Origin of the sequence: Guyparkeria sp. WRN-7 (assembly GCF_001641825.1) — a bacterium.
Taxonomy (GTDB): Bacteria; Pseudomonadota; Gammaproteobacteria; order Halothiobacillales; family Halothiobacillaceae; genus Guyparkeria.
Map to the genome: position 1 here is coordinate 38,847 of NZ_LRFH01000017.1, position 20,814 is coordinate 59,660.

Below are 20,814 nucleotides of genomic sequence, written 5' to 3' on the forward strand. Positions count from 1 at the left end.
TGGTGGGCGCCGATCAGTCCTTGAAGCGCTCCATGACGAGCGAGGCGTTGGTGCCGCCGAAGCCGAAGCTGTTGGAGAGGATCGTGTTGATCTTCTTGTCTTCGAGCTTCTCGGTGGCGATGTTGGCGCTTTCGGCCTCGGCTTCGAGCGTCTCGACGTTGGCCGAGGCGGCAATGAAGTCGTTCTGCATCATCAGGAGCGAGTAGATCGCCTCATGAACGCCGGCGGCACCCAGCGCGTGGCCGGAGAGCGACTTGGTCGAGGTGACGATCGGCTGGTGGTCGCCGAAGACCTCGGTCATCGCCTGCAGCTCGCGCAGGTCGCCGACCTTGGTGCTGGTGCCGTGGGCGTTGACGTAGTCGATCGGCGAGTCGACCGTGTCCAGGGCCTGCTGCATGCAGCGCACCGCGCCTTCGCCCGACGGCTGGACCATGTCGTAGCCGTCGGAGGTCGCGCCGTAGCCGGTGACCTCGGCGATGATGTTCGCACCGCGGGCCTGGGCGTGTTCGAGCGACTCGAGCACGACCATGCCGCCACCGCCGGCGATGACGAAGCCGTCACGGTCCACGTCGTAGGGGCGCGAGGCCTTCTCCGGCGTGTCGTTGAAGTTCGAGGACAGCGCACCCATCGCATCGAACATCGCCGACAGCGACCAGTGCAGCTCCTCGCCGCCGCCGGCGAAGATCACGTCCTGCTTGCCGAACTGGATCTGCTCGACGCCGGCGCCGATGCAGTGGGCGGAGGTCGAGCAGGCCGAGCTGATCGAGTAGTTGATGCCCTTGATCTTGAACGGCGTCGCCAGGCAGGCCGACGTGGTCGAGCCCATGGTGCGGGTGACCATGTAGGGGCCGACACGCTTGATGCCGCGCTCGCGGGCGACGTCGGCGGTCTGGACGATGTTCTCGCAGGAGGAGCCGCCGGAACCGGTGATCAGGCCGGCGCGCGGGTTGGAGACCTGCTCCTCGGTGAGGCCGGCCTGCTCGATCGCCTCCTGCATTGCCAGGTAGTTGTAGGCGGCCGCTGAGCCCATGAAGCGCAGCAGCTTGCGATCGATGTGCTCGGAGGGATCGATCTTGAGGGTGCCGGCGACGTGCGAGCGGAAACCGTGCTCGACCTGTTCCGGATTGCGCTCGATACCGGAGCGACCTTCCTTCAACGAGGCGAGCACCTCTTTGCAGTTGTTGCCCAGGCTGGACACGATGCCCATACCGGTAATGACGACTCGGCGCATTGAGTGCTTACTCCGAAAGTGCTTCTGTGCTGGTGAACAATCCGACGCGAAGGTCCTTGGCCTCGTAGATGACCGTACCGTCGCAGAGCATCTGCGCATCGGCAATGCCCATGGTCAGCTTGCGCATGATCACGCGCTTCATCTGGACGCGGTATTCGACCTTCTTGTTTCTCGGCAGAACCTGTCCCGAGAATTTTACATCACCAACGCCCAGTGCGCGTCCGTGGCCCTTGCCACCACTCCAGCCGAGGAAGAAGCCGACCAGCTGCCACATGGCATCGAGGCCAAGGCAGCCCGGCATGACCGGATCGCCCTCGAAGTGGCACGCGAAGAACCACAGGTCCGGGTCGACGGTCAGTTCCGCGTGGATCTCGCCCTTGCCGAACTCGCCGCCCTCGTCGGTGATGCTGTTGATGCGGTCGAACATCAGCATCGGCGGCAGCGGCAGCTGCGCATTGCCCGGGCCGAACATCTCGCCCTTGGCGCAACGGATCAGATCATCGTAGTCGAAGCTGGATTGGGACATGCGTATTCCTGGCGCAAAAACGCGAATGGTACCGAAATCGAGCGCCGGACGCAGCCTGTGTCAAATCACACGGCGCCAGATTGTCGGGGCTGTTCTATCCTCGCAATGAATCGCGGCCCACGTAATGGAGGTGAACCGGCCATGAAACGACCTACGATGCCGCGCGGCGGCGCTCTTTTCGTCTTGCTGATGGTGCCGGCCCTGCTGGCCGGCCCGGTCGGCGCGAGCGAGGACGAGGATGACCACGGTGGGGTGCACGAGTTTCACGAGATAATGGAGGAACTCGGCGAGCACACGCAACGGATCGTTCAGGCGATCAACCACGAGGACTGGGCCTGGGTGGCCCGTGAGGCACGGTTGATCGCGGACCACCCGCGGCCGCCGGCCGAGGAGCGCGCCAAAATCAAGGCGTTTACCGGTGATCGTCACGCCGAGTTCGCGAAATATGACAAGGCCGTGCATCAGACCGCGGCGGAACTGGCCGAGGTGGCCGAACAGGAAGACGGCCGCGAGGTGATCAACGCCTTCGCCCGGTTGCAGTCCTCCTGCCTCGATTGTCACGCGAGCTTCCGTGACGACTTTCGCCAGCATTTCTACATGAAGGACTAGCCGCCGGTTCTCTATCGAGCGGCGAGACAGCCCGGCGGACCGCCATCAAGCGGACGCCGGGTTTTTTGTTCGTTGTGTCAGCGAGTCCGGTCTGCGCCCAGCGTGGCGACGAGCCAGGCCAGCCACCCCAGCATCAGCAGCAGGCCACCCAACGGCGTCAGTGCACCCGGCCAGGGCGTGGCGAACAGCGTCAGACCATAGAGACTGCCCGCGAACAGCACGATGCCGGCAAGCCAGCTGAGGGCGATGCCGCGTCGCCAGCGCCGGCCCGATGGCCACAGGGCAAGGATCATCAGTGCCAGGCTGTGAACGAGGTGGAACAGGGTGGCGATATCCAGTTGGCGCTGCGTAACGGGGTCGGCGGGTGCGAGCGGTCCGTGTGCACCGACCGCAGCAAACATGACCGCCACCAGGCCGCTGACCAGTCCACCGGCCAGTACAAGACGGTCGGTGGTCCGAGGGGAATCAGTTGGCGCATCGGTCATCGGCAATTCCGGTCAACGGGGTGGGGGTGGCCGGTTTCGATGGTCTCAGAAATCGTCGTCCATCGAGGCGCGCAGTCGTCGCTCTTCCAGCATGTCCTCGAGACGCCGGCGGGCATCCTTGTGGCCGGCGATGCTCTCCAGCAGGTTGTCGTTTTCCACTTCGTCGGTCGAGTCGTCTTCGTCCCAGGCATCGTCGAGATCCTGGTAGTCGGTTTCCTTGCTCATGTCGGTCTCCCCGAGATCAATACGTTCAAGGCGGGCGGCAAGCCGCGTCGCGTTGGCATCGATCGACGGTCATGGCAAAGGCGTCGAGCGCCGGAATCCCTTCAGGCCATCATGGAACCCGGAGGCAGGCCGCAGCCCATCGTGCCTTCCGGGCCGGCACCCCGACTCCCGGGGCTGACCAGCCGATTTCCGGCGGTTTATACCGCGTTTTCTCGGGGTGGCAAAGCGAAATTTCGATCCGGTCCGGGGTGTGGTCGGGCGGCCTTTTGCACGCATGCAACAGCTGCCGGTCGGTGGACCGTTTGGCGTGTCGTTTGGGGCGGGGCAGAGCGGATAGACAGATGGCCGGACAGCGGTTGCTGGTCGCTCAGATCAGGTCGTGGTCGCGCAGTTTCTTTCGCAGGGTGCTGCGGTTGATGCCCAGGCAGGCCGCCGCGCGGCTCTGGTTGTGATCGCAGCGTTCGAGGACCCGGGCCAGCAGCGGACGTTCGACCTGGCCCATCACCAGCTGGTAGAGATTGCTCGGCTGATCTTCTTCGAACGCGTCCCAGAGGATGTCGAGCGCGTCGATGATGGTCTCTTGCACGTCATGATGGCATTCGGCCGCTCGGCGAGCGGTTCCGTTGAGGGCGGGAGCGGTGTCGGCGGATGTGCTGGCGGAATAGGTCATGGTGATGGAACGCAACACGGCTTGGCGGAGACCCCGGCCAGCGCGGCGAATCGTGTTCGCGGGCTGGCCGACCTGTCGACCGATCAGCGTTGATCGGTCGGTTCGGGATGCCGTTGCGACAAGCCTTGAAGATCGGCTTCCCGCCGGTCGAGCCAATCTCGCTGGGACTCGATGGTCTCCAGTCGATTGAACTCTTTGCGCATCCCTACCTCAATCGGGAGCCGAGAAGAATACCACCCCCAGTGCTTCCTCGCGATGCGAACACCCATCATATTTCCGTAATGGGAATAAATATTCTCGAATTGCTCTCGAACGAACCCCATGATCTCGCGCGGATCGGGCTCGGCGGGCACCGGTCGACCCTCGAGAGCGGCGCGCAGCTGGGCGAATAGCCAGGGGCGACCGAAGGCTGCCCGGCCGACCATGAGACCGGCCGCCTGGGTTGCTTCGAGGACCGTGAAGGCACGATCCACCGAGTCGATGTCACCGTTGGCAAGTACCGGGATGCCGCGCTCGCCCACCACTCTGGCGATGGTCTCGTATTCCGCCGACCCGGCGTATTTCTGTTCCCGGCTTCGGCCGTGGATGCTCAGCATGGCGATGCCGGCATCCTCGGCGATCCGGGCGATTTCGGGCGCGTTGCGATGCGAGTCGTCCGGACCGGTGCGCATCTTGAGCGTGACCGGGCAGGGCACCGCCTCGACGGCGGCCTCCAGCAGGCGGGCGACGGTGTCGGGCTCCGCCATCAGGGCCGAACCGGCCGCCTTGCGGCAGACCTTCTTGGCCGGGCAACCAAAGTTGAGATCGATGATCTGCGCGCCGTCTGCATGGGCCTGCCGCGCCGCCTGGGCGAGATCCGCCGGGTCGTTGCCCAGCAACTGCACGGCGCGCGGCTCGGGGTCGTCGCGGCGCAGCCGGCGTTGTTCGCTCTTGCGCGTGTTGCGCAGCTCGGGCTTGCTGCTGACCATCTCGTTGATCACCAGCCCGGCGCCCTGATCACGGCACAGTTGGCGGAACGGGCGGTCGGATATCCCGGCCATCGGCGCCAGCGCCAGCGGGAAGTCGACACGGACCCGCTCGTCGCGGCCGATCAGCTCGATCGGCTGCAGTCGTGAGCCGGTTGCCGGCTTACTGGTGGCCACGCACGTCAAGGCTTTCCGGCAACCAGGTCACGAGATCGGGGAACAGCACCAACAGGGCGATGACCGCGATCTGGATGGCGATGAACGGCAGCACGCCGCGATAGATCTGGCGTGTCTCGATGCTGGCCGGCGCCGCGCCGCGCAGGTAGAACAGCGAGAAGCCGAACGGCGGCGTGAGAAAGCTCGTCTGCAGGTTCACGGCTAGCAGCACGCCCAGCCAGACCGGGTCGATGCCCATCATCAGCAGCACCGGGGCGACGATCGGCACCACGACGAAGGTGATCTCGATGAAATCGAGCATGAAGCCCAGCAAAAAGACGATCACCATCACCAGCAGCAGCGCGGTCATGGCCCCGCCCGGCAGGCCGGAAAGCAGGTCGTGGACCAGCGCGTCCCCCCCGAAGCCGCGGAAGACCAGCGAGAAGATCGAGGCACCGATGAAGATCATGAACACCATCGCCGTCACGCGCAGGGTCGCGGTCAGGCTGTCGTGAAGGACCGCCCAGGTAAGCCGTCGCTTCGCCAGTGCGAGCAGCAATGCGCCGACGGCGCCAACGCCGGCGGCCTCTGTCGGGGTGGCGATCCCGCCCATGATCGAGCCCAGCACCAGCACGATCAGTAGGATGGGTGGGGCGAGTGCCAGCAGCAGGCGTCCGATCGGCGGACGCTGGGCGAGCTCCGCCTCGGTCAGGCCCGGCACGCGTTCGGGCTGACGCCAGGCAATGAACAGGATGTAGGCGGCATAGGCGCCGACGAGAATCAGGCCCGGAATGAGCGCGCCGCTGAACAGGTCACCGACGGCGACCGTTTCCGGCGAGAAGATGCCCTGTTCCAGCTGGGCCTGTGTGTAGGCGTTGGAGAGCTGGTCGCCGAGCAGCACCAGGATGATCGACGGCGGGATGATCTGGCCGAGGGTGCCGGCCGCAGCTACCGAGCCGCTGGCCAAGCGCGGGTCGTAGCCGCGGCGCAGCATGACGGGCAGGGCGATCAGACCGAGCGTGACGACGGTCGCGCCGACGATGCCGGTGCTGGCAGCGAGGATCGCCCCGACCAGCATCATCGACAGGCCCAGCCCACCGGGGCGCCGGCCGAACAGCGCGCTCATGTTCTCGAGCAGATCGTCGGCCACGCGCGCCTTTTCCAGCAGCACGCCCATGAGCACGAACAGCGGCACGGCCACCAGCGTCTGGTTGAGCATGATGCCGAACAGCCGGTTCGGGGTCGCGCCCAGCAGGGCGTAGTCGAACTGGCCGAGCAGGGTGCCCAGCCCGGCGAACAGTAGCGAGACGCCGGCGAGCGTGAAGGCGACCGGAAAGCCGCTCAGCAGGGCGGCGAACACGGTCAGGACCATCAGGAGAAGCAACCACTCCATGGCTTACATTCCCTCCTCGATCGAGCCGTGGTCCGGTTCGGTCGGCGACTGGTGGCGCAGTTGCACCACGTGTCGCAGCAACTCGACCAGTCCTTGCCAGAACAGCAGCGCCGGCATCACGATCAGCAGGGTTTTCAATAGATAGAGCAACGGGATGCCGCCGGGCTCCGGCGAGCCCTCGCGCATCGCCCAGCTGTTGCCGACGTACTCGAGACTGCTGATGGCGATGAACAGGCATACCGGCCACAGCAGCAGCACGATGCCGACGATCTCGACCCAGGCGCGCCGGCGCGGTGAGGCATTGCGGGAGAGGACGTCGACCCGCACGTGACCGTCGTGGCGATAGGTGTAGCCCATGCCGAGCATGAACATCAGCGCGAACCAGTAGTAGATCGATTCCGAAAGCCACTGGTTGCTGTCGGACAGGCCGTAGCGCAGGGCCACCACGCCGAACACCGTCAGCGTGAGCAGCAGGCCGAGCCAGGCGGTCACTCGCCCGACCCACTCGTTGACGCGGTCGAGGCGGTCGACCAGCGCAGTGAGGCGGCTAGGGCGTGCCTCGCTCATGCGTGCGACTCCCTCGGCTGGTTGCTCGAGATCCAGTCGTCGGTGTTGGCGCCCGCTTCACGGTGGGCCTCGAGGATGCGGCGGAACGGTGCCGGGTCCTTGATGTAGGTCATCTCGGCGGCACGCGGGAAGTACTGGTCCTGCATACGCGAGACCCAGAAACGCAGGGCCGCGGCACGCAGCAGTCCCGGCCAGGCCGCCTGTTCGGCGGCGGTGAACGGACGTTCGGCGAGGTAGGCGGCGAGCAGGGCGTCACGCTCGGCCGGACGGGAGTGGCCGCTTTCGTCGACGCACCAGTCGTTGAGGGTGACGGCGAGATCGTAGGCGAAGGCGTCGGTGCAGGCGTAGTAGAGGTCGATGATGCCGGTGAGTTCGCCGTCCTCGAACAGGGCATTGTCGCGGAACAGGTCGGCGTGGATGGCCCCGCGTGGCAGCCCGTCACGGGACTGACCGCGCTGAAAGGCGAGTTCGTCGGCCAAGAGGGCGCGCTCGTCGTCTTTCGCTCGTTCGTCGAGTTGTACCGCGACCTGTTCGGCCCAGGCCAGGTCGCGGTCCGGGGCCCGGTATTCGGGGAAGTCGGCCGAGACGCGGTGGAAACGCGCCAGCGTACGCCCGATCTCGGCACAGGCGGCCGGGTCCGGGTGGTCGAGCGAGCCGCCGGTGAGGCGCTGGACCAGTGCCGCCGGGCGGTCATTCAGCTCGGTCAGGTAGGCTCCGTCACGCGTGGGCACCGGATGGGCCGTCGGGATGTCGTGCTCGGCCAGATAGGCCATCAGGTCGAGGAAGAACGGCAACTCGTCGGCACCGTGGTTCTCGAACAGGGTCAGCACAAAGCGCCCGCCGGTGGTGGTGACGAAGTAGTTTGTGTTTTCGATGCCCGCGGCAATGCCCCGGTGCTCGATCAGCTCGCCGCAATCGAATTGTTGCAGAAAGGTTTGAAGCTGATCGGTATCGACCTTGGTAAAAACCGACATGACGGTCTCGTCTGCTGTGGAAAGTTTGCTTCGGGGCCCGGGTCAGAGATCGAGCAGCTTCTGCTGTTCTTCCTCGGTCGCCGTGACGCCGCGGTTGCGATAGAAATCGAAGATCGCGTCCACCGCCTCCTCGGCCGTGTCGCAGAGGGTGAACAGGTCCATGTCCTCTTCGGCGATGGTCTTCTCGCCGAGCAGCTGCGCCCGGAACCAGTCGATCAGGCCCTGCCAGAAGTCCGAGCCCACCAGGATGATCGGGATGCGGCGCGACTTGCCGGTCTGCACCAGCGTGAGGATCTCGGCCAGCTCGTCGAGCGTGCCGAAACCGCCCGGCATGACCACGTAGGCCGATGCGTGCTTGACGAACATCACCTTGCGGGCGAAGAAGTGCTGGAAATGCAGCGACACGTCCTGGTAGGCGTTGTCCTTCTGCTCGTGGGGCAGGGCGATGTTCAGGCCGACGCTGGGCGCGCCGCCGGCCTGGGCACCCTTGTTGGCCGCCTCCATGATCCCCGGCCCACCGCCGGAGATGACCGAGAAACCGGCATTGGACAGCTTCTCGGCCACCTCGACGGTCAAGCCGTACCAGGGGTTGTCCTCGTTGTAGCGCGCCGAGCCGAAGATGCTGACCGCCGGCTCGATGCTTGCGAGGGTCTCGTAGCCGTGGACGAACTCGGCCATGATCTGGAAGACCTTCCACGATTCCTGGGAAAGTCGCTGCTGCTGATCCAGCCGGGTCGGGTGATTGGGTAGCTTTCTGCTCATGGACGGAGGCTGTTGGCGATCGGGTTCGAACCGGGTCGGGTCGGCCGACGACAGGCCGGCCTGTGGCATAGTATCGGCATCCAAGGACACCGCCTGCGCGAGTTCCGTCGATGCGCCGAAAGCCGCGTCCGGGCTCGCGGCCGGCCATCCCAACCCACGGTTTCAAAGGGGCAAATCCTACCATGTCCGATCGCAACGGACCCGTGATTCTCGTCGACGGCAGTTCCTTCCTGTTCCGCGCCTTCCACGCCCTGCCGCCGCTCAACGCGCCCGACGGTACGCCCACCGGCGCGATGCACGGCGTGATCAACATGCTGTTGAAGATGCGTCGCGAGGCCGATCCCAGCCACATGGCAGTGGTCTTCGACGCCCCGGGCAAGACCTTTCGTGACGACATCTACCCCGAGTACAAGGCCCACCGGCCGCCGTTGCCGGACGATCTGCGGGTGCAGATCGAGCCGGTCCATGCCCTGGTGCGTGCCCTGGGTTTCCCGCTGCTGTGCGTCGAGGGAGTGGAGGCCGACGACGTGATCGGCACCCTGATGCACGAGGCGCGCGAGAACGACGAGGAGGTGATCGTCGCCACCGCGGACAAGGATTTCGCCCAGCTGGTCGCCCCGAGCGTGACGCTGGTCAACACCATGAGCAACAAGACCACCGACGTCGCGGCGGTCGAGGAAAAGTACGGCATCAGCCCGGCGCAGTTCATCGACTTCCTCGCGCTGGTGGGCGACAAGGTCGACAACATTCCTGGCGTGCCCGGCTGCGGGCCGAAGACGGCCACCAAGTGGATCAACCAGTACGGCTCGCTCGACGAGATCATCGCCCATGCCGAGGAGATCAAGGGCAAGGTCGGGCAATCGCTGCGTGATTCGCTCGAATTCCTGCCCACCAGTCGCGAACTGGTCACGATCCGCACCGATTGCGAACTGCCGGTCAAGCTCAATGATCTGGTGATCGAGGCCCCGGACGTGCAGACCGGATTGGCCATGGCCGACCGTTACGGCCTGAATACCTTGCGGCGCTGGTTCGGCGAGCAGGGGCTTGCCGAGGGCGAATCACCTGCGGAAATCGCCGAGCGTCCCGAGGTCGACTACCGCACGGTGAGCGACATGGCGGCGCTGGACGAGTGGATCGAGAAGATCGAGGCGGCCCCGCGTGTCGCCTTCGATACCGAGACCAACTCGCTCGAGCCGATGCAGATGGCGGTCGTGGGCCTGTCGTTCGCTGTCGAGCCGCACGAGGCGATCTATGTGCCGCTGGCTCACGTCGATGCGCATGGCGAGCGGGTCGAGCCGCAACTGGACCGTGAGGCCGTGTTCGCCCGCCTCAAGCCGTGGCTCGAGGACGATCGCCCCACCAAGATCCTGCAGAACGCCAAGTTCGACATGCACGCACTGGCGAATCACGGCATTACGCTGCGCGGGCTGGTCGACGACAGCATGCTCGAGTCCTACGTGCTCGACCCGACCGCCTCGCGCCACGACATGGACACGCTGGCCGCCCGCGAGCTGTCGCACCAGACCACCACCTTCGAGGAGATCGCCGGCAAGGGCGCCAAGCAGCTGACCTTCGACCAGATCGAACTCGATGTCGCCTCGCCGTATGCCGCCGAGGATGCGGACATCACTCTGCAGCTGGCCGACCGGTTGCGGGCGAAGCTCGCCCAGGAGTCGTCCCTCATGTCGGTCTACGAGGAGATCGAGCGGCCGCTGGTATCGGTCCTGTTCTCGATGGAGCGCGCCGGTGTCGCAATCGACAGCGAGGAACTGGCGCGCCAGGGCGAGGCGATAGGAGAGCGGATTACGGCAATCGAATCGCAAGCGCACGAGATCGTCGGCGAGGCGTTCAATCTCGGTTCGACCAAGCAGTTGAAGGCGATCCTGTTCGAGCGCATGGGTCTGCCGGTGAAGGTCAAGACGCCCAAGGGCGAACCGTCGACCAACGAGGAGGCGCTCTCGGCGCTGGTGGAGGATCACCCGCTCGCGCAACTGATCCTCGACTACCGCGGCCTGACCAAACTCAAGAGCACCTACATCGACCGGCTGCCCGAGCGCATCGATCCGACCACCGGGCGTGTGCACAGCATGTTCCACCAGGCGGTCACTGCCACCGGCCGCTTGTCGTCATCGAACCCCAACCTGCAGAACATCCCGATACGGACCGAGGAGGGGCGGCGGATCCGCAAGGCGTTCGTCGCCTCGCCCGGTCACAAGCTGATCTCGGCGGACTACTCGCAGATCGAGTTGCGCATCATGGCGCACCTGTCCGGCGACGAGGGCCTGCTGACGGCCTTCGCACACGGCGAGGACATCCATCGGGCAACCGCCCGCGAGGTGTTCGCCGACGGGGGCGAGGTCAGCGACGAGCAGCGCCGCGCGGCCAAGGCGATCAACTTTGGTCTGATCTACGGCATGTCCGCTTTCGGTCTGGCGCGCCAGATCGGCGTGGGGCGTACCGAGGCGCAGGACTACATCGATCGCTACTTTGCCCGTTATCCCGGCGTGGCCCGCTACATGGACGAGACGCGCAAGCGGGCCCACGAGCGCGGCTATGTCGAGACAGTCTTCGGTCGGCGTCTGTATCTGCCGGAGCTCAAGAGCCGCAACGGCCAGCGTCGACAGTATGCCGAGCGAACGGCGATCAACGCGCCCATGCAGGGCACGGCCGCGGACATCATCAAGCGGGCGATGCTCGCGCTGCAGGAACAGGTGGTCGACGCTGGCAAGGCCCGTATGATCATCCAGGTGCATGACGAACTGATCTTCGAGGTGCCGGCCGAGGAGGCCGAAACGCTGGCTCGGGAGATCGAACGGACCATGATCGCGGCCGCCGACCTGCGGGTGGCGCTGGAAGTGGGCATCGGTATCGGCACGAGCTGGGACGAGGCGCACTAAGAACGGTTCGCCCAAGCGTTGCCCAAAAAGAAAAGCCCGCCTGGATGCCGTCCGGGCGGGCTTTCTTCGTCAAGGGGGCGGCTGGCCCGGGAGAGGGCGGCGGGTCGCCTATTCGGTTTTTCGGCTCGGCTGGACCTCCGGTACCGGGTAGTGAGGTGCCTTGCCGTGCATGAATTCGCCGTCCCAGTAGTCCTCGTCGAAGGGTCGGGAGAAGACGAAGCCCTGGATCTGCAGGCGGCTGCCGAACTTGCGCAGCTCGACCAGTTGCTGCGGTGTCTCCACGCCCTCGATCACCACCTCGAACTCGAGCTTCTCGGCCATGGCGAGGATGGAGCCCAGGAGCTTGCGGGCGTCCTCGCTGCGTACGATCTCGTCGACGAACTGCTTGTCGACCTTGAGCTTGGAGATCGGCAGGTTGTTGAGGTAGGCGAGTGAGGAGTGTCCCGTCCCGAAGTCGTCGATTGCGATCGAGAAGCCCTGCATGGCCAGCGAGTGCAGCTGTTCGGCCAGCAGGGTCGGGTCCGAGCCGAAGTCACTCTCGGTGATTTCGAGAACGACCGAGGAGGTCGGCAGGTTGGCCTTGCGGGCGATTTCGACCAGGCGCTCGCCGATCCGGTCGAGCAGCAACAGCTGCGGCGGCATGTTGATCGAGATGCTGAATTCCTGGCCTGCCTGGCGCTGCCAGTCGGCGATACGGCGGCAAGCGTTGTTCAGGGCCCACTCGGTGAACTCGCCGATGAGGTTGTGTTCCTCGGCCAGCGGGATGAATTCGGCCGGCGAGATCCAGTCACCACGATAGCGCCAGCGCATCAGGGCCTCGAAGCCCAGCAGGGCACCGCTGGCCAGGGATACCTGCGGCTGGTAGTGCACGCGCATCTCGCGGTTGCCCAGTGCCTTGCCCAGCGCCTGGGTGAGTTCGAAGCGGCGCTCCGCGGCCTGGGTATGCCCCTCGGCGTGACCGACGATGCGATTGCCACCTTCGCTCTTGGCCTGCGAGAGCCCGTTGTCGGTGATCCGCAGCAATTCCTCGGCCGTCTTGCCTTCGGCCGGGTAGTGGGCGGAGGACACGCTGGCGCGGATGTCGAGACGGTAGCCGGCCAGCTCGACCCGTTTGGTGACGTGGTTGTGGGCCGCCTCCATGGCGACATCCACCCGCTCCTCGAGCGTGGCGGAGTCGTCGGCGAATACCAGGAAGGCGAACTCGTCGCCGTCGATGCGCGCCAGCTGCGAGCGCGGTTCGGTGATCTCGGCCAGTCGGTCGCCCATCACCCGCAGGATGCGGTCGCCGAAGCGCCGCCCCAGTGCTTCGTTGAAGGCCGTGAAGCCATCCAGGCCGATGGAGACCAGGGCGAACGGCTGGTCGGGTTCGGTGCGGATCAGCATGTCGACCTGCTGGACGAAATAGCCCCGGTTGAGCCGGTCGGTGACTCGATCGAGCCGGGCCAGGGCGAGGATCTCGCGCTCACGGGCGCGGATTTCGGTGTGATCGTTGATCACCACGATGACGTGGCCGCGACCTTCGCGCGGTTCACCGACAAGGCGGATCGATACCAGGGCAATCAGGGGCTTGTCGTCGTCATCTCGCGTGAACTCGATCTCGCTGCGCCATTCGCCCTTTTCCAGGACATGCTTCCAGATCGGCGCGATCACCTTGCCGGGCTGGTGCAGCAGGATCTCCAGCAGCGGTCGCTCGGAGAGCTGCTGGGTGGTCATGGCGAGCAGCTTCTCGGCCGCGGGATTCGAGCGGGTGACGTAGCCGTGGATGTCGGTAACCAGAACGGCCTCCTGGACCTCGTCGAAGACCGACGCGGTCAGCGCCAGGGAGCCCTCGGCACGGCGACGGCTGAGGGCTTCCTTGTCGTGCTTCTTGAGCATCGCCTGGAGCTGTTCGCGCGAATTCGACAGGCTGACCAGTGAGCTGCGGAACTGCTGCACGGCGCGCGCGATGCGACCCAGCTGGTCGCGACGCTTCTGCTGCGAGCCGGCGGAGGCCTGCTTGCCGGCGACGATCCGCTCGGTGATATCGGCCAGCTGGCGGATCTGGCGGTTGGTCAGCCAGAGGACCACCATCAACAGCAAGGCCTGCAGCCCGACGAACGCTATCAGTACCAGTTGATAGTTGCCGGTGACTGCGGCATTGGCGCCACGAATCGCCCGCATGGTGGTTTCCAGCTCCTGGTTTGCCGCCTCGATCAGTTCACCGAAACCCGCGCTCATGATGCGGGCGCGCTGATCGGCAAGCCGTGCCTGGATGCGCGCCACCTCGGCACGATCCGCGGAGGGAACGTTCTGACTGGCCTCGACCAGTGCGTCGGCCTGGGACTCGATCGCGTCGGCCAGGCGATTCACCGCGCCGGGGTGATTGTCCCGAAGTGGTGCCAGCGAGACGCTGCCGCGAACGGTCGTAGCGATCTGGTTGAGCTCGCTGCGCAGTTCGGTGACATCGTGCCGGCCGCCCGGCTGGAAGCCGGCGACGGTTCGTTCGACCTTGGCGGCGACACTGGCGTAGTCAGCGCGGATCTGCTCGATCGACTTCTGGGTGTCGACGAAGCCGCGGCTCGCTTCGGCAAAGGTCTCGACGTTCGACTGGGCAAGATTGCCGAGATAGAACACCAGCCCGGCACTCAGGGCCAGCTGCAGGAAGATGAAAAGCAGAAACTGTAGCGGCAGGGGGAGCAGTCGCATGCGGGTCGTCCTGGTTCCGTGGTCTATCGCAATCCGTTGTACCGGTCCGGGTGCGGACCGACGAGCACCAGCGTTCGACTATGCGGTGCGCTCAAAGTTTCGCGCAAGGCGTGCGGCGAGTCCAGCCGCTATCGGCTGGATCCGCCCGAGCAGATCGAGCGGCTGGAGCGGTTCCCGCTCGCCCGCGCCCCAGACCACGCCCGGCCAGGCCGCATCGTCGCGGAAACGTGCCACACAGTGTACGTGAAGCTGTGGCACGAGGTTGCCGATGGCGCCGACATTGATGCGTTCCGGCTGGTAGAGCGCCTCGAGTGTGCGGCTGGCCGCGTCCAGGGCGGCGAGGGTGTGCTCGCGCCAGGACGGCGGCAACTCGTGCAGTTGCTCGGCATGTTCGAGCATGGGGACGATCAGCAGCCAGACAAAACGGCGGTCGTTGATCAGGCGAAATTGTAGGCCGTTGTGGGCGATGACCGGGAAACTGTCGGCCTTCAGGCGCGGATGCAGTTCCCAGCCCGGATCGGGGACGAGAGGCGTGCTCACGGTGCGTTCTCCTTGCTCGCGGGCAGTTCGAGGACCAGATCGACCCGACGGTTCTCGGCTCGGCCGGCGGCGCTATCGTTGCTCGCGATCGGCTGGGTATCGGCCAGGCCGACGGCGTGCAGTCGCTGCGGGCGGATGCCTGCGTCGATCAGTTGCCGGACGACCGCAGCCGCTCGTGCGGCGGAGAGCTCCCAGTTGGAGGGGTAGCGCCAGGTATCGATCGGTCGGTTGTCCGTATGCCCCTCGACCGTGATGCGGTAGTCACTGCCGACCAGCCGGCGGGCGAGCCCGCCCAGCAGTGATTCCCCGGCACCGGAGAGGCTTGCCTCGCCGGTAGGGAAAAGGATGTTGTCCTTGACGCGCAGCTGTACCCGGTCGGCGATGGTCGAGACCTCGACGCTTTCCCCCATGTCCGCGAAACGACCGGCCAGTCTCTGCGCGCGGTCGCCGTCGTTGGAGCCGCCCATGTCTTCGCCAGTGGCGCGCGCGGCGTCCTCGTTCGATTCTCCCAGCATCCGGTCGGTCCGGTCGCCAATCAGGGCAGTGCCGCTGGCGGTACGGGCGTCGGGATAGGGTCGGTTGCCACCGGTCACGGCATTCGGCGGGTCCATCTGTCCACTGGAGTCGCTGGCCGCCGGCCGATCGGTATTGGCGGGATGGTCGACCTGGGCCCCGCTGCCCGGGGCGATCGGGTTCTCGGCCTTCTGCTGGTAGGCATAGGCGGCCAGCAACACGAACAGTGTCAGGAGCAGGGTCATCAGATCGACCATGGTCAACAACCAGTAGGACTGGTCGTCTTCGACCTGGCGGACGTCCGGCTCCCAGCCTTCGCTCCAGGGGCGGCCCGATTCGCGCGCTGCCGCGGCTACGCGAGCCTCCTGAAGCTCGATGTCATGCGGGCTCGGATCGGCGTTGACCGTGGTCATTCGCTGGCCCGCCTGGGTCGATGTCGTGGCGAGGCCGGCCGCGAGTTGCGCTCGTGACGGCGATCGCCGTCACGCAATTCGTCTTCGCTCTGGGCGAGGAACGAGCTCAAGGTCTCGCGGATGAAGGCGGGCGAGCGCTCTTCCTGCATCAGGAGCACGCCCTCGACCATCATGTTCATCAGCATCACGCGTTGCTCGGTACGCCGCTCGAGCTTGAGGGCGATCGGCTTGAAGAACATGTTCGACAGCAGGATGCCGTAGAGCGTCGTGATCAGTGCCAGAGCCATGTTGGTGCCGATGGCGCCGAACTGGTCGGCATCCATCGCGCTCAACATGTTGATCAGGCCGAGCAGGGTGCCCAGCATGCCGAACGCCGGGGCGAAGGTCGCCATGGTGCGGAAGATCTGCGCCTCGGCGCGTTCGCGGGCCCGCATGCGGGAGATGCGCCACTGCATCAGGGTGATCAGATCCTCGCTGGAGGCCCCGTCGAGCACCATCTGCATGCCGGAGCGGAGAAAGGGGTTCTTGATCCGGTTGAGCTTTTCGTCGGCGCGATTGATCTGGCCCTGAAACTTGAGCTTGGCGACCTCGACCAGCTCGTTGATGTCACGCTCGGCGTACAGGCGTTCGTTCTTCAGCACGATGCCGAAGACGCGGAAGACCCGCAGCAACTCGTGCAGGGGGTAACTCACCAGGGTGGCCGCGACCGTGCCGCCGACCACGAGCAGAAGGCCCGGCAGATTGAGAAAGTTCGCCGGGTCTTCCGCCGACAGGCCGATGGCACCGACGACGATGGCCAGGCCGATGAACATGCCGAGTAGCGTACTGGGATTCACGGGTCAGAAGTCCTCGGGATCAGAAGGCTCGCAATGGAAACGATAGCATTAGCAGCCTGGGGCGGAATGGCGTTGCTTAGCCATTATCATCGGCCGGAGAGAGGCATTCTTGATAGGGGCCCGGTTCGGATTGGAGGACGGAAACGCCATGGAGTTGATCGATACCCATTGTCACCTGGAGGCAGCCGCCTTTCGTGACGATCTGGCCGCCGTGATCCAGCATGCCGTCGAGCACGGCGTTAATGGCATGGTCGCCGTGGGCGTCTCCCCGGCCGACTTTGCCGCTCAGCGTCGGGCGGTGACCGGGGCGCGTCGGGAGGGGCTTTCGGCCTGGGCGGCGTTCGGCACGCACCCGTGGTGGGCAGAGCGCGTGGACGCGAATGCGGCGATCTCGGCGCTTGAGGCCTCATGGGGCGATGATGAGCGCCCGGTGGCTGTTGGCGAGATCGGTCTGGACTTCGCGCGCGACGACATTGATGCCGAACGGCAGAACGCGTTGTTTACCGCCCAGCTCGACTGGGCGGCCGAGCGGGACCTGCCCGTGATCCTCCACGAGCGCAAATCCGCCGACCGGTTGCTGTACTGGCTCCGGCGACGGCAACACGCCGGTGGGGTGGTGCATGGCTTCACCGGGTCGCGTCAGCAGGCTGAGCAGTTCATCGAACAGGGGTTATTCATTGGTGTGGGCGGGGCGATCACGCATCCCGGCGCACACCGCATGCATCGGATGATGCGAGAACTGCCGCTCGAGGCGCTGGTGCTGGAGACCGATGCGCCCAATCAGCCCGGTCACGCCCACCGAGGCGAGTGCAATATGCCCGGTTACCTGCCCGAGAACCTGAGCGCGCTGGCCTCTCTGCGCGGTCTGGACAGGGACGAACTGGGCGAAACGATTGAGCGCAATGTCGAGCGGCTGTTCAAGGGTCGACTTCGCTACAATGCCGTCGACCGACCATTCACTTAATCGGACCGAGATCGCGTGACTGCCATCAATCCCGTCGACGAACGAACCGAACTGCTCATCGGAGACGAGGGCATTCAACGACTCAGACAAGCCACGGTGCTCGTGGCCGGGCTGGGCGGTGTCGGCGGGGCGGCCGCCGAGTCGCTGGCGCGCGCCGGGGTGGGGCGGTTGATCCTGCTCGACCATGACACCTTCGCCGCCTCGAACCTCAATCGCCAGCTGCTGTCGACCGGCGACGTGCTCGGGCGCGGCAAGGCGGAGGTGGCGGTCGAGCGCCTCGCCTCGATCCGCGACGACATCGAGCTGGTCGCCAGCCCGGAATTCCTCGATGTCTCGGGGGTGGAGGGATTTCTCGAGCGACACCAGCCGCAATTCGTCGCCGACTGCATCGACTCGATCGCCGTCAAGGCGCGTCTGCTGGCTGTTGCTCGCGAGCAGGGTCGCGGCACGTTCACCGCGCTCGGGGCCGGCAATCGCATCGACCCGCGCAAGATGCACGTCGGTCGGCTCGATCGGGTACACGGCTGTGGTCTGGGTGCGGTATTGCGCCGCAAGCTGAGGAAGGCGGGCGCGCCTGTCGATTTTCCGGTGGTCTACTCGAGCGAGCCGCCGCGCAAGCCTGCCCCGCACCAGCCGACCGAGGACGGCAGCCAGCCACGCGCCGTCAACGGCACCATCAGCTACCTGCCCAACCTGTTCGGTCACATGGTGGCCGGCGAGATCATCCGCCGACTGCTCGAGGGCGATGCCTAAGGCCGGGCCCTCGCCCCTTCCCCGGGGCATCTGCCGGCAGTAGCGGTCCGCACAGAGCGACCGATCCCCCAGGCCTCGCACGGCCTTGATGCCCCGCGTCCGCGCGGCGCGCTCCTCGCTTCCCAATTGATACCACTTCGTGCCGCGCATGCACCGGCATGAGCCTCCTCTTCAAAAGCAGGGTTCCCCTGACTTGTCCGCCGGCGTCGACTTGTCCCGCCTGACAACACTGGCGATATCCGCCCGAGATGGTGCGACGCGGCCTTGTGCCCCGGCACAGGCCACCCCCGTTGGCGTGGTAATGCACCAGTGCGGTGCGCCGCGGAGAGGCGTTTGTGACAAACGCACTTGGGTGGTGCGTATTCGGTCCGAAATGTCGCTATGGCGCGCTTTTGCGCTGGCTTGGTTCTTGCCTAAAGGGGGCGCCTTTACACCGGAACCTAGCAAACGTATGCATCTCAAAAGTCACTCGATGAATCTCTCTTCTGCCGAACGTCGCTGGCTGCCGTGGTTCGGCGGAACCGGCAAGCTGGCCATGGGCTGGTCCTGCTTTCTCAACCGCAAGATGTATCCGGCGGTCGAGCAGACGTTCGAGGGCGTTGCCGCGACGCGGAAAAAATTGCTGCAACTCTGGGCCCGGAACCAGTGGGATCATATGAGTGGACTGGCAGATACGGTGGCGGCGCGGTTTCCGGACATCACGCCCACCTTGCTGCAGGAAAAGCGCGATATCGCGCCGGACTTCTCCGAACTGTTCGTGATCGATCGTGACGGGGAAGTCGTTGCCTCCAGTCATAGCCACCGCCCCGGGGCGCACTCCCTGGACATGCGTGCCGTCACGGAGGGGCTCAAGGACCCGTTCCTGCACGGTCCCTACAGCGATCGGCGCACGCTGGAGCTTGGCCCGTCGACCTCGCGCTTCCACGATGCGGTGACGCTGATGTTCTATCAGCCGATCGAGCGCGACGGCGAAGTGCTTGGCTGCGTCTGCGGCCGGGTGCCGAACGACGTGCTCGGCGACCTGATCCAGCGGGAGGCAGGCCACATCTATCCGGAATCGGGCGACAACTACCTGTTCATGGTCGAGTCGCGCTTTGACCCGACCATCCAGCCGGGAACGGCCCTGTCCCGGTCCCGCTTCGAGGACGATACCTTCGCTCACGGCGAGAACCTCAAGAGCGGCATCCATACCAAGTTCGGCACCGTGCAGGTGCAGAACCACACCGAACTGGAGCTGCGATTCACCGACCCGGCCACCGGGCAGCTCCACCCGGGGGTGCGCGAGACCATGCGCAAGGGCGAAAACCTCTTCATCACCTATCCCGGCTATTCCGACTACCGCCATATTCCGGTGATCGGCAAGGGAGTGACGTTTCAGCTGCCCGGTTCGCCGGATCGCTGGGGGATGATGTGCGAGGGGGATCTGGAGGAGGTCTACCGTCGCCGTTCGGTCAGTAACCGACTGATGCGACTCTATTTCGGCACCGTGCTGCTGACGGTCGGTACCACGGCCGGCGTGCGGCATCTGACCGATCTGTCGCCCTGGCTGATCGACGCGGTAGGTGCCGGCATGCTGCTCTTCGGTGCATGGCTGTTCCACCGGCTGGGCCCGGCGCGGTTGTCCGGACGTCTCAACGAGATGACCGAGGTGATTCGGACCATCGCCGAGGGCGAGGGCAACCTGCGCCAGCGGCTGGATACGGAACGCATGGCCGCCGACGAGACTGGCGACATGGGACGTTGGATCAACAGTTTCATCGACAATCTCGACGGTATTGTCGGCCAGGTGATCGATGCCGCCGGCGAGGTGCGTCAGACCAACGAAGACATGCTCGAACGCAACAGCACGGTGCAGCGGACTTCCTCCACCGTGTCCGACGCCGCCTCCGAAATGCTGTCGCTGGTGGAGAGTCAGCTAGATGAAATCCAGCGTGCGGCCAGTACGGCCGAGCAGATGAAGCAGGCCATGGACCAGGTGGTGGCCGATGCCAAGGGTCAGTTCGAATCGGTTCGTGCCGGTACCCAGGCGATTCGCGACGTGGTGGACACCTCCGCCAAGACGGTGCACTCGCTCGACAGCCGTACCGTCGAGATCGGCAAGATCGTGCAGGTGATCACCGAGATCGCCGACCAGACCAACCTGCTGGCCCTGAATGCCGCGATCGAGGCAGCCCGGGCGGGCGAACACGGGCGTGGCTTCTCGGTGGTCGCGGACGAGGTTCGCAATCTCGCCGCGCGCACGGCCACCGCGACCCACGACATCCGCACGATGATCGAGGGCATTCAGCGGGAAACCCAGCAGGCCGTCGGCTTCATGGAAAACGGCGTCAAGGATGTCGACAAGAGCCTCAAGCTGGCCGAGGATGCCTCGTCGGACAACTCCGGGCTGCACGACATCGTTCAGGAGATGTTCGGCATCATCAAGGAGATCGACGAAAGCGGACAACAGCACGGCAACACCGTGCGCAGCGTCGCGGATGTCACCACGGACATGAACCAGGAGATCGGTGGGCTGAAGAACAGCTCCGAACTGGTCGGCCACACGGCCAACAAGCTGCACCAGCTGGTGGGGCAGTTCCAGGTCACGCAGCGCTGAGAGGAGGGGAGCGCGGTGATTGCGCCGCGCGGGTGATCGGGGCGTCGTCGCTGG

The 20,814-nt window shown here is 65.4% G+C and carries 19 protein-coding genes; 5 read left to right on the top strand and 14 right to left on the bottom strand.

The window, feature by feature from the left end:
• Nucleotides 1–13: 13 nt before the first annotated feature.
• The gene (gene fabB, locus AWR35_RS09960; RefSeq protein WP_058575815.1) at nt 14–1,231 is read right to left on the bottom strand and encodes a beta-ketoacyl-ACP synthase I; all 1,218 of its coding nucleotides are present in this window, start codon (nt 1,229–1,231) and stop codon (nt 14–16) included.
• Between the two features lie 7 nt (nt 1,232–1,238).
• Entirely contained in the window at nt 1,239–1,757 is a 519-nt protein-coding gene (fabA, locus tag AWR35_RS09965) for a bifunctional 3-hydroxydecanoyl-ACP dehydratase/trans-2-decenoyl-ACP isomerase (protein ID WP_058575816.1), read from the bottom strand.
• A 141-nt stretch (nt 1,758–1,898) separates the two neighbouring features.
• Here fabA and AWR35_RS09970 point away from each other — a divergent pair, with 141 nt between their 5' ends.
• On the top strand, nt 1,899–2,366 hold the full coding sequence (locus AWR35_RS09970) for a cytochrome c (protein ID WP_197408199.1): 468 nt from the start codon (nt 1,899–1,901) through the stop codon (nt 2,364–2,366).
• 77 nt (nt 2,367–2,443) lie between these two features.
• On the opposite strand, the gene AWR35_RS09975 is transcribed toward AWR35_RS09970, so the two are convergent.
• The 8 genes from AWR35_RS09975 to AWR35_RS10010 form a co-directional block, all read right to left on the bottom strand.
• Nucleotides 2,444–2,767 (bottom strand): DUF423 domain-containing protein, encoded by a 324-nt coding sequence (locus AWR35_RS09975; RefSeq protein WP_197408200.1) that lies wholly within the window; start codon nt 2,765–2,767, stop codon nt 2,444–2,446.
• 129 nt (nt 2,768–2,896) lie between these two features.
• Entirely contained in the window at nt 2,897–3,076 is a 180-nt protein-coding gene (locus AWR35_RS09980) for a hypothetical protein (RefSeq protein WP_058575819.1), read from the bottom strand.
• Nucleotides 3,077–3,443: 367 nt separating this feature from the next.
• Nucleotides 3,444–3,746, bottom strand: a complete 303-nt coding sequence (locus tag AWR35_RS09985) for a helix-turn-helix domain-containing protein (protein ID WP_058575878.1) — start codon at nt 3,744–3,746, stop codon at nt 3,444–3,446.
• A gap of 83 nt (nt 3,747–3,829) precedes the next feature.
• Nucleotides 3,830–4,888, bottom strand: a complete 1,059-nt coding sequence (dusB, locus tag AWR35_RS09990) for a tRNA dihydrouridine synthase DusB (RefSeq protein ID WP_231723595.1) — start codon at nt 4,886–4,888, stop codon at nt 3,830–3,832.
• Nucleotides 4,875–6,260, bottom strand: coding sequence for a TRAP transporter large permease subunit (locus AWR35_RS09995; protein WP_058575820.1), 1,386 nt, complete (start codon nt 6,258–6,260; stop codon nt 4,875–4,877). The genes dusB and AWR35_RS09995 overlap by 14 nt, the downstream gene beginning before the upstream one ends.
• Nucleotides 6,261–6,263: 3 nt before the next feature.
• Complete coding sequence (locus AWR35_RS10000; protein ID WP_058575821.1) at nt 6,264–6,827, bottom strand: TRAP transporter small permease subunit; 564 nt, start codon at nt 6,825–6,827, stop codon at nt 6,264–6,266.
• The gene (locus tag AWR35_RS10005; protein WP_058575822.1) at nt 6,824–7,801 is read right to left on the bottom strand and encodes a homoserine kinase; all 978 of its coding nucleotides are present in this window, start codon (nt 7,799–7,801) and stop codon (nt 6,824–6,826) included. Before AWR35_RS10005 ends, AWR35_RS10000 begins: the two co-directional genes overlap by 4 nt.
• Nucleotides 7,802–7,843: 42 nt before the next feature.
• Entirely contained in the window at nt 7,844–8,563 is a 720-nt protein-coding gene (locus AWR35_RS10010; protein ID WP_058575880.1) for a TIGR00730 family Rossman fold protein, read from the bottom strand.
• 182 nt (nt 8,564–8,745) lie between these two features.
• On the opposite strand from AWR35_RS10010, the gene polA reads away from it, so the two are divergent.
• Nucleotides 8,746–11,460, top strand: a complete 2,715-nt coding sequence (polA, locus tag AWR35_RS10015; RefSeq protein WP_058575823.1) for a DNA polymerase I — start codon at nt 8,746–8,748, stop codon at nt 11,458–11,460.
• 108 nt (nt 11,461–11,568) lie between these two features.
• Here the strand turns inward: polA and AWR35_RS10020 are convergent, their stop codons facing one another.
• From AWR35_RS10020 to AWR35_RS10035, 4 genes are all read right to left on the bottom strand, one after another.
• Nucleotides 11,569–14,145, bottom strand: a complete 2,577-nt coding sequence (locus tag AWR35_RS10020) for an EAL domain-containing protein (protein ID WP_058575824.1) — start codon at nt 14,143–14,145, stop codon at nt 11,569–11,571.
• A gap of 78 nt (nt 14,146–14,223) precedes the next feature.
• Complete coding sequence (locus tag AWR35_RS10025; RefSeq protein WP_058575825.1) at nt 14,224–14,685, bottom strand: HIT family protein; 462 nt, start codon at nt 14,683–14,685, stop codon at nt 14,224–14,226.
• Nucleotides 14,682–15,611, bottom strand: a complete 930-nt coding sequence (locus AWR35_RS10030; RefSeq protein WP_058575826.1) for an OmpA family protein — start codon at nt 15,609–15,611, stop codon at nt 14,682–14,684. Before AWR35_RS10030 ends, AWR35_RS10025 begins: the two co-directional genes overlap by 4 nt.
• Complete coding sequence (locus AWR35_RS10035; RefSeq protein ID WP_058575827.1) at nt 15,608–16,447, bottom strand: MotA/TolQ/ExbB proton channel family protein; 840 nt, start codon at nt 16,445–16,447, stop codon at nt 15,608–15,610. The genes AWR35_RS10030 and AWR35_RS10035 overlap by 4 nt, the downstream gene beginning before the upstream one ends.
• Before the next feature lie 148 nt (nt 16,448–16,595).
• On the opposite strand from AWR35_RS10035, the gene AWR35_RS10040 reads away from it, so the two are divergent.
• The 3 genes from AWR35_RS10040 (at nt 16,596) to AWR35_RS10050 (ending at nt 20,760) form a co-directional block, all read left to right on the top strand.
• The gene (locus tag AWR35_RS10040; protein WP_058575828.1) at nt 16,596–17,411 is read left to right on the top strand and encodes a TatD family hydrolase; all 816 of its coding nucleotides are present in this window, start codon (nt 16,596–16,598) and stop codon (nt 17,409–17,411) included.
• 15 nt (nt 17,412–17,426) lie between these two features.
• The gene (locus tag AWR35_RS10045; RefSeq protein ID WP_231723596.1) at nt 17,427–18,164 is read left to right on the top strand and encodes a ThiF family adenylyltransferase; all 738 of its coding nucleotides are present in this window, start codon (nt 17,427–17,429) and stop codon (nt 18,162–18,164) included.
• Nucleotides 18,165–18,615: 451 nt separating this feature from the next.
• Nucleotides 18,616–20,760 carry a methyl-accepting chemotaxis protein gene (locus tag AWR35_RS10050; RefSeq protein ID WP_058575829.1) on the top strand — a complete coding sequence of 715 codons (2,145 nt, stop codon included), beginning with the start codon at nt 18,616–18,618 and terminating at the stop codon, nt 20,758–20,760.
• Nucleotides 20,761–20,814 lie beyond the last annotated feature (54 nt).

Coding starts and splice junctions, on each gene's coding strand:
- fabA (WP_058575816.1), bottom strand. CDS start 1,757: ATGTCCCAATCCAGCTTCGACTACGATGATCTGATCCGTTGCGCCAAG.
- AWR35_RS09975 (WP_197408200.1), bottom strand. CDS start 2,767: ATGTTTGCTGCGGTCGGTGCACACGGACCGCTCGCACCCGCCGACCCC.
- AWR35_RS10040 (WP_058575828.1), top strand. CDS start 16,596: ATGGAGTTGATCGATACCCATTGTCACCTGGAGGCAGCCGCCTTTCGT.
- fabB (WP_058575815.1), bottom strand. CDS start 1,231: ATGCGCCGAGTCGTCATTACCGGTATGGGCATCGTGTCCAGCCTGGGC.
- polA (WP_058575823.1), top strand. CDS start 8,746: ATGTCCGATCGCAACGGACCCGTGATTCTCGTCGACGGCAGTTCCTTC.
- AWR35_RS10000 (WP_058575821.1), bottom strand. CDS start 6,827: ATGAGCGAGGCACGCCCTAGCCGCCTCACTGCGCTGGTCGACCGCCTC.
- AWR35_RS09970 (WP_197408199.1), top strand. CDS start 1,899: ATGAAACGACCTACGATGCCGCGCGGCGGCGCTCTTTTCGTCTTGCTG.
- AWR35_RS10030 (WP_058575826.1), bottom strand. CDS start 15,611: ATGACCACGGTCAACGCCGATCCGAGCCCGCATGACATCGAGCTTCAG.
- AWR35_RS10010 (WP_058575880.1), bottom strand. CDS start 8,563: ATGAGCAGAAAGCTACCCAATCACCCGACCCGGCTGGATCAGCAGCAG.
- AWR35_RS10005 (WP_058575822.1), bottom strand. CDS start 7,801: ATGTCGGTTTTTACCAAGGTCGATACCGATCAGCTTCAAACCTTTCTG.
- AWR35_RS09980 (WP_058575819.1), bottom strand. CDS start 3,076: ATGAGCAAGGAAACCGACTACCAGGATCTCGACGATGCCTGGGACGAA.
- AWR35_RS09985 (WP_058575878.1), bottom strand. CDS start 3,746: ATGACCTATTCCGCCAGCACATCCGCCGACACCGCTCCCGCCCTCAAC.
- AWR35_RS09995 (WP_058575820.1), bottom strand. CDS start 6,260: ATGGAGTGGTTGCTTCTCCTGATGGTCCTGACCGTGTTCGCCGCCCTG.
- AWR35_RS10050 (WP_058575829.1), top strand. CDS start 18,616: ATGCATCTCAAAAGTCACTCGATGAATCTCTCTTCTGCCGAACGTCGC.
- AWR35_RS10020 (WP_058575824.1), bottom strand. CDS start 14,145: ATGCGACTGCTCCCCCTGCCGCTACAGTTTCTGCTTTTCATCTTCCTG.